Source organism: Streptomyces sp. ISL-66 (assembly GCF_018614135.1).
In the GTDB taxonomy this organism is placed as follows: Bacteria; Actinomycetota; Actinomycetes; order Streptomycetales; family Streptomycetaceae; genus Streptomyces.
In genome coordinates, this window is the sequence record NZ_JAGGOW010000177.1 from 54,274 (window position 1) to 60,652 (window position 6,379).

At 66.7% G+C, this 6,379-nt stretch carries 5 protein-coding genes, 1 tRNA gene and 2 pseudogenes; 1 reads left to right on the forward strand and 7 read right to left on the reverse strand.

Annotated elements, in window-relative coordinates:
* Nucleotides 1-48 precede the first annotated feature (48 nt).
* The gene (gene nrtL, locus J7E97_RS30560; RefSeq protein WP_215034042.1) at nucleotides 49-1,209 is read right to left on the reverse strand and encodes an ArgS-related anticodon-binding protein NrtL; all 1,161 of its coding nucleotides are present in this window, start codon (nucleotides 1,207-1,209) and stop codon (nucleotides 49-51) included.
* A 116-nt stretch (nucleotides 1,210-1,325) separates the two neighbouring features.
* Nucleotides 1,326-1,796, reverse strand: a complete 471-nt coding sequence (locus J7E97_RS30565) for a PleD family two-component system response regulator (RefSeq protein ID WP_215034044.1) — start codon at nucleotides 1,794-1,796, stop codon at nucleotides 1,326-1,328.
* A 106-nt stretch (nucleotides 1,797-1,902) separates the two neighbouring features.
* On the opposite strand from J7E97_RS30565, the gene J7E97_RS30570 reads away from it, so the two are divergent.
* Nucleotides 1,903-1,974 (forward strand) — tRNA-Arg (locus tag J7E97_RS30570).
* A 188-nt stretch (nucleotides 1,975-2,162) separates the two neighbouring features.
* Here J7E97_RS30570 and J7E97_RS30575 read toward each other — a convergent pair.
* The 5 genes and pseudogenes from J7E97_RS30575 to J7E97_RS36895 all read right to left on the reverse strand — a co-directional run.
* Nucleotides 2,163-2,606: pseudogene (locus J7E97_RS30575) on the reverse strand (site-specific integrase); the annotation flags it as partial.
* A gap of 188 nt (nucleotides 2,607-2,794) precedes the next feature.
* Nucleotides 2,795-3,826: pseudogene (locus tag J7E97_RS30580) on the reverse strand (ISAs1 family transposase); the annotation flags it as partial.
* 72 nt (nucleotides 3,827-3,898) lie between these two features.
* Nucleotides 3,899-4,318: a hypothetical protein gene (locus tag J7E97_RS36385; protein ID WP_251055392.1), complete on the reverse strand. Its 420-nt coding sequence runs from the start codon at nucleotides 4,316-4,318 to the stop codon at nucleotides 3,899-3,901.
* A gap of 443 nt (nucleotides 4,319-4,761) precedes the next feature.
* Nucleotides 4,762-5,634, reverse strand: a complete 873-nt coding sequence (locus J7E97_RS30590) for a hypothetical protein (protein WP_215034050.1) — start codon at nucleotides 5,632-5,634, stop codon at nucleotides 4,762-4,764.
* A gap of 88 nt (nucleotides 5,635-5,722) precedes the next feature.
* Nucleotides 5,723-6,127 carry a GntR family transcriptional regulator gene (locus tag J7E97_RS36895; protein WP_215034051.1) on the reverse strand — a complete coding sequence of 135 codons (405 nt, stop codon included), beginning with the start codon at nucleotides 6,125-6,127 and terminating at the stop codon, nucleotides 5,723-5,725.
* Nucleotides 6,128-6,379 lie beyond the last annotated feature (252 nt).

The window sequence follows — 6,379 nt, forward strand, 5'->3', positions numbered from 1 at the left end:
TCGTTCGGATCGCAGGCGGGAACACAGCGGATCGCGTGCGCATCCGCATCACAGGTGGTCGGGCGCGTCTATACCGAGGAGGGCCAGGCCGCCGGCCAGCACCGTCCCGGCGGCTTCGGTAAGAGCCAGCCGGGCGCGGTGGGCGGCCGAGGGTTTCTCGTCCCCCTTGGGCAGGACGGGGACGGTGTACTGGAAGTCGAGCAGGGCGTCGGCCAGCACGACCAGATGCCGCACGATCCGCTCGGGCGCGCGGTGGTGCGCGGCGGCTTCGAGGACGAGGGGGTAGTCGGCGAGTGCGCGCAGGAGGGCCGCGGCGGCGGCGGCTCCGGCGGGATCGCCTGGCCCGCGCGGCTCAGCCGGCCCGCCGAGCTCACCCGGCTCATCCAGCCCGCGCGGCTCGCCCAGCTCACCCGGCTCACCCAGCTCACCCGGCTCACCCAGCCCGCGCGGCTCACCCAGCTCACCCAGCTCACCCAGCCCGCGCGGCTCACCCAGCTCACCCGGCTCGCTCCGGTACCCCAACTGCTCGGCGTTGCGGCTGAGCGCGCAGGCCCGGCTGTAGGCGTACCTCACCCGGAAGAACTCGCTGGATTCGTCCTGCGCCGACAGCCAGGCGGGAAACACGGGCGTCTCGTGGGCGGGAACGCAGAGCATCGCCCAGGCGGCGGCGTCGGCCCCGTACACGGAAACGACGTCCCCGTCCCTCTTGGCCACGGGCGCGGCACTCAACGAATCCGCCTGCCCGTGCCGATGCCCCTGCCCGTTCCCATACCCGTGCCCCTGTCCCTGTCCCTGTCCCTGACTGTGGAGGATCCGCAGGACGGTGTCCCCTACGACCCGCGCCCTCGGCTCGCCGTCGGGGGCGAACCCGTACCGCGTGCCGCGCGCGCGAATGCCCCGTACGAGCTCGGCGACGGGACTCTCGGCGAGCACGAAGTTGAGGAACCCGGCTCCGGTGATCTCCACGCGCTCGATCCCGGCTACGCCGCCCAGTCGGCCGGCCAGCATTTCGGCCACTTCCCGGGGCGCGATACCTGCGTCCTTGGCCACCCGGAAGGCGACGGGAGAGGCGTAGTCCCCCACTCCCCCGGGCCGGCTCCGCTCGACGACGACCCGCTCGGGCACGACCGAAGCGGCGGGCAGCTCCCCGTCCTCGACGGCGCAGCGCACGGCGCGCACGACGACACGGGAGAGGTCAGCGGGGGTCACGTGCCCAGCCTAGGCGAGAAGCCCCGAGGTCACGCGAAGGGTTTCGCCATGTGAACAGAAGGGGCGCCGAGGGCACGGGGCGGCGACCATCCCCGCCCTCATCCCCGCCCTCGTCCTCATCCCCGCCCTCTCCCGGCGGGAGTCTCTTTCCTCTCCCTGCGGTCACGGCGCTCGATGAGCCGCCGCACGATCCGCACCAGTTCGGCCGGCTCGAAGGGCTTGGCGAGGAAGGCGTCCACTCCGGCGGCGATGCCGACCTCCGCCTCGTACTGCGTACAAGCGCTCACCATGGCGACGGGCAGGTGCCGCGTCCGCGGATCGGCCCGCAGCTTCGCGGCCGTAGCGAAGCCGTCCAGGCGGGGCATGACCACATCGAGGGTGATCACATCGGGCAGCACGTGGTGCACGACGTCCAGGCACTCGGCACCATCGTTCGCGGTCACGACCTCGAAGCCCTCCAGCTCGAGATTGACCCTGATCAGCTGCCGGATGACCTTGTTGTCGTCGACAACAAGCACCCGGCCCGAGGCGCCTGACACAACTCGAGAGTAGGTCGGCCGGGGCCCCCGCGTCCGGCTTTTTGCCACTTCCACCCCCTCCGAGCGACCCACCCCCCTCTCCCCTTCAATCCGTTCCTGATCACCGTCCGGGAGCTGGTAGTGTTCAACCCGTCGCCGCAACACCAGCGACAGCGCCCCCGTAGCTCAGGGGATAGAGCAACGGCCTCCGGAGCCGTGTGCGCAGGTTCGAATCCTGCCGGGGGCACTCCAGCTGATAAGTGTGCAAGTGTCGCTGACCAGCTGAAGTGCCAAGCATGAAGGCCCGAACTCAGTCCAGCTGAGTCCGGGCCTTTGTCGTAGTTACGCACCGGTCCCGTGTGAGGAGCGTGTGAGCCACACGCGAGGCTCAGGAGCCTGCCTCCTCCGCTTCCTGCGCGTCCTCCCCAGTTCGTCCCACCCCATCGCCTTCGCGATCTTCGCGTTGTTCAGCTCCTCGTGGCCGTCGATGCAACCCTCGTAGCGCCGGTGGATGACCTCCGGAGAGTTGCCCGCGCGTCGGGCGACCTCGGCCACCGGCACCCCGGCGTTCAGCCAGTTGGTGATGCAGGTGTGCCGCAGGTCGTACGGCCGGCGCGCGAGCGGCGCGGCGGCCCTGTCCGGGGGAAGCGCGAGCGGTCGCGCTTCCTGCCACACCCTCCAGTAACTGGAGGTCCCCAGAACGGCTCCACGCTCGTTGGAGAAGATCCTGCCGTCCGTGGCCTTGCCGAACTCTTTGATGTGATCGCGAAGCATGGCCACCAGAACGGGCGGAATCGGCACCGGCCGGTCCGCCTTGATCTCACGCGACTTCAGTCCGCGCCTGTCGTGGCGATTCCCGGAGTCGGTCCACCTCTTCCCCAGGGCTTCGGCGTAGTCGGCGGGCGCCCGTTTTGTGATCATGCGAGGCCGAGGGGTCGGCGGGCGTCGCGTGCGTTGCGACGGAGGCCGGCGGCGATGTTCTTGACGCCGCTCAGCCGGAGGGCGCCGACGGCGAGGTTGCGCCAGGTCGCCATCGCGCGGGATGCGTTGCCGGTCCGCAGCTGGGAGGCGTCCTCGGCGAAGGTGGTGTCGCGGACGTGGTGCAGGGCCTCAATCTTCCAGTGGTCGCGGATCAGTCTCGCGAGTTGGACGGGGGTGGCCTGCTCGGCGGTCAGACTGGTGACCGCGTAGACGGTCGTGATGGTGGTCTTGCCGGTCTTGCCGGTCTTGCGGTCGGTGCGGCGGCGCTTAATCTGGACGGCCTGGCGGGCGCCGGGGAAGAGCAAGCTGTTCACGGTGGCTACCTTGATCTGGCGGATCTCCGCGCGGCCGTGGCCGCTGCCCCGGGTGCGGCCCTGGAGCGGGATGTCCTTCCAGGGAAGGAACTTCAGCTGCTTGCGCAGCTTCTTCTGGTTGCCCTTGACGATCGCAATGTAATGGGCCCCGCGGCCCAGGAGGTAGGCGGCGTGCTCGCGTTGCGTATGGAGCGCGTCGCTGGTGACCACGGTTGCGGCCAGGTCGGCGATGGTATCGAGCAGCGGCTGGAAGCGGGTAACTTCACCGGTCTTCTCTCCGACGTCGAGCTGGGCCAGGACCAGCCCGGTGGTGTGCTCCACCGTGGCGAGTAGGTGGATCCTCCGCCCCTGGGCCTTCGCCGCACCGCGCAGAGACTTGCCGTCCACGGACAGTCCGCGCAGCCCGGTACTCTCGGGCCGGCGGTCAGCAAGCCATCCGCCCACCGCCCGGTCGAGGGCATCAGCGTCGATACGGGTGAGCAGCCGGCGGACCGTCGCCTCCGAAGGCACCAGCCTCCGGGGCAGTACTGGATCGAGGCGCACGCCGAGTCTCTCCAGCACGTGCGGCGGCGCGTCCGCGATCCACTCGCCGACCGCCAGCAGCGAGGTCGCGCCGGTCAGTACCGCGCACGCGGTCAGCGTGAGCACGACGGCCAGGGTATGGCGCACGCCGCGCGGATCGCGCGGATCCGGCACCTGAGCCAGCCACTCCAGCAGGCCGGGCACCTCCCCGGGCCCGACGTCGGACTGCTCGCGGAGCCGATCAAGGGCAGGCGGAATCAGGGATGATGCGTCGGCAGGCACGGTCTTCCAGGCAGGTCACAGGGCGTAAAGCACTCCATGATCACGGGAACCTTCCCTGCATCGTCCCCCGGGTCACAGCAACGCCGCAGCCTCGCCTGCCACCCAGGTCTGCCAGACACGACGGGTGTTCGGCAGGTCAGGGCGGTCAAGGAGCCAGAGCACATACCCGGCATGACACCGGGCCCACGGACTGTCCGAATCGGCTGCCCGATCGAGCCTGCCCCGTAGATCAGCGCTGTCAACAGCCCGGGCGACCCGCACGTATTCGCGATCCTTGCAGCGATACGCCCGGTGGACGACGATCTCGACCAGGTCGGTGAGCTTCGCCTTGATCGCCTCCTCCTGGCGAGCACGGGCCACCTTCCGGATCAGGCTCTGCTTCGTACCCCACGCCTTCGCATGCTGCGTCCACTCCAGCGGGTACCTCGCCTCCCACTCCAGGAAGAGCAACACATAGGGCAGCCCCGGCCACGCCGCCAGATCCCCGTCCACAGGACCACCCCACACCCCGTCAGGCAGCGAACCCCTCTGGGCTTGCTGATGCCTCCGGCGCGCCTGCAGAAAGGCTGACTCCCGGTACTGCTCGTCCGCTCCCAGGGGCCGCGTCAGCAGCCACATCTCATTGCTCCGGGCGAGCGCGTCCGTGACCTTCCTCTGGGCCTCCGCTAGATGGACGAGCGCTGCACCTCTCGCAGCCGGATCCTCCGCTATAAGTCCGACCGCCCAACCCAATCGCTCAGCCCATGCGCAAGCGTCGTCCGCATCTGCACCTGCCCCTTCAGCCACGCACAGGATCATCTCCTAGCGCAGCCGGTTCGCTCCACCCGACAAGGGCTCCCGGGGCGCAACGGACATGAGCAGGAACCACCCGCTCTCCCTCTCGCCATCTCATGTGATCACGAAACGGACGCCCGCCGACTACGCCGAAGCCCTGCCTACAACCCACGACTTCCGTCCCAGTAGCGAAGCGGCATCGGAGCCTCTCCTCGCAGAACGCATGGCTCGAACATGTCGAGGATCATGCGCGTTGCCGTCAGACAGTTTCCAAGAATCCTGGAAACACTCGTCGCGAAGTGCGGATCGCGCAAGCTGGGATGAAACGTCCAGTATTGCTCCGGCCGGAATCCTGTAGGGATTTTTGGGGGCGTCGAGTCAAAGTTCCACTCCCCTATACGCGTGCCCTCTTCGAGAGCAGCCCAGGTGCCACCGCCGCTCACGCCGCCAACCTCGCGGAATTCGGTCGGGAGCTTGACGAGACCCACACCATGCCAGACCGGGGTGATCACGCGATGCTTGTCAGCATTGTTGAGATTCGTCAGCTCGCGAAGGTAGGAAGGGATTGGAGCCGGAGGTCCCGGCATATCATGTGGCCCCCAGATCTTCTCATCTCCTGCATTGAACGGCTGAACTTCCCAGATCCTCTGCTTGTGCTCCGGCAACAGATGGACGACCCCGCGCTCAGCCCTCCGATAGGAATCCATCTGTTCACAAACTGGAAACTGTGAACTCCTAGCTTCGGCAGTCGTGAGACCACGTCCGAGACCCTGGACCGACAACTGGAAAACCAGATGATCCAAGGAACTTCGCGCATTGTGGGCGCAGTCTCCAATCAATACGCCCCACTCTGGATTGCACGGCTCGACGTCGTAGACATGGAAAATAAAGGCCTTCTCGTCAACGTTCCGCTCGACAGTCACTTTGATCGGGTGGGCCGCCCTGAAGGAGTTTAGGCTGTCCTCGAAGCTCCGCAGATGCTCGTCAGCACGCGCAAGCTTGGCGCGGCAGCCATCCATCGTGGCTTGGGGCATGCTCGCTCCTGAACCTTCCATCTGAACATCCGAGTGTGTGACAACCGAGAGCAAACGCGAGGACTGCCACGCATGATCCTTCAGAGCACTAACTAACACCTTCAGGCAGCAGAACCTCGTTGCCCTCGCGCGACAGGAACCCGTCGCGCCTCAGATTGCCTAGAACATGCTTAGCCTGACGACGGTCGAGACCGAACTCATCTGCAATGTCTTCCACAACAAGACTGGATCCTGCCGACACTTCACCAGTGCGGATGCGAGCAGCCAAGCTGTCGGCAACACGCTGCAAAGGGGCGACGTACAGGATTCCATCCGCCTTGGAATGCGCCGCGTTGTGCATCTCACTCAACGGGACCATTCCGTAGTTTGATACATCCTCTACTCGAAGGCCATGGTCCCGGGCGAGGTGGACAAGCAGACGATCGCGATCTAGCCAGTCAGCATCAATGGCTTCAACGATAAGTGCGTGGTCCCGCTTGTGGGTGCTGTTCACAGTCTTCCACCTTCTGGAGCGCTTCTTCCTTACATCTCCGAACGTAGCGGTTCAACCGTTGGCAGACATGAGATTTCGTCACATCAGCCGTTCCACCCTGAGAATTTTTGCCTGGCGGGCCCCAGGGGGTCTCTGTCGATGCGAGGGGCCGCCATGAAGTTCCTGTGGGTTCCGCCTGGAAGGGTCTTGGCATGTCGTCTCGCCGGGGACCCGCCACCCGACCTCCCAAGCTAGTAGGGCTCCGTTAGGTCG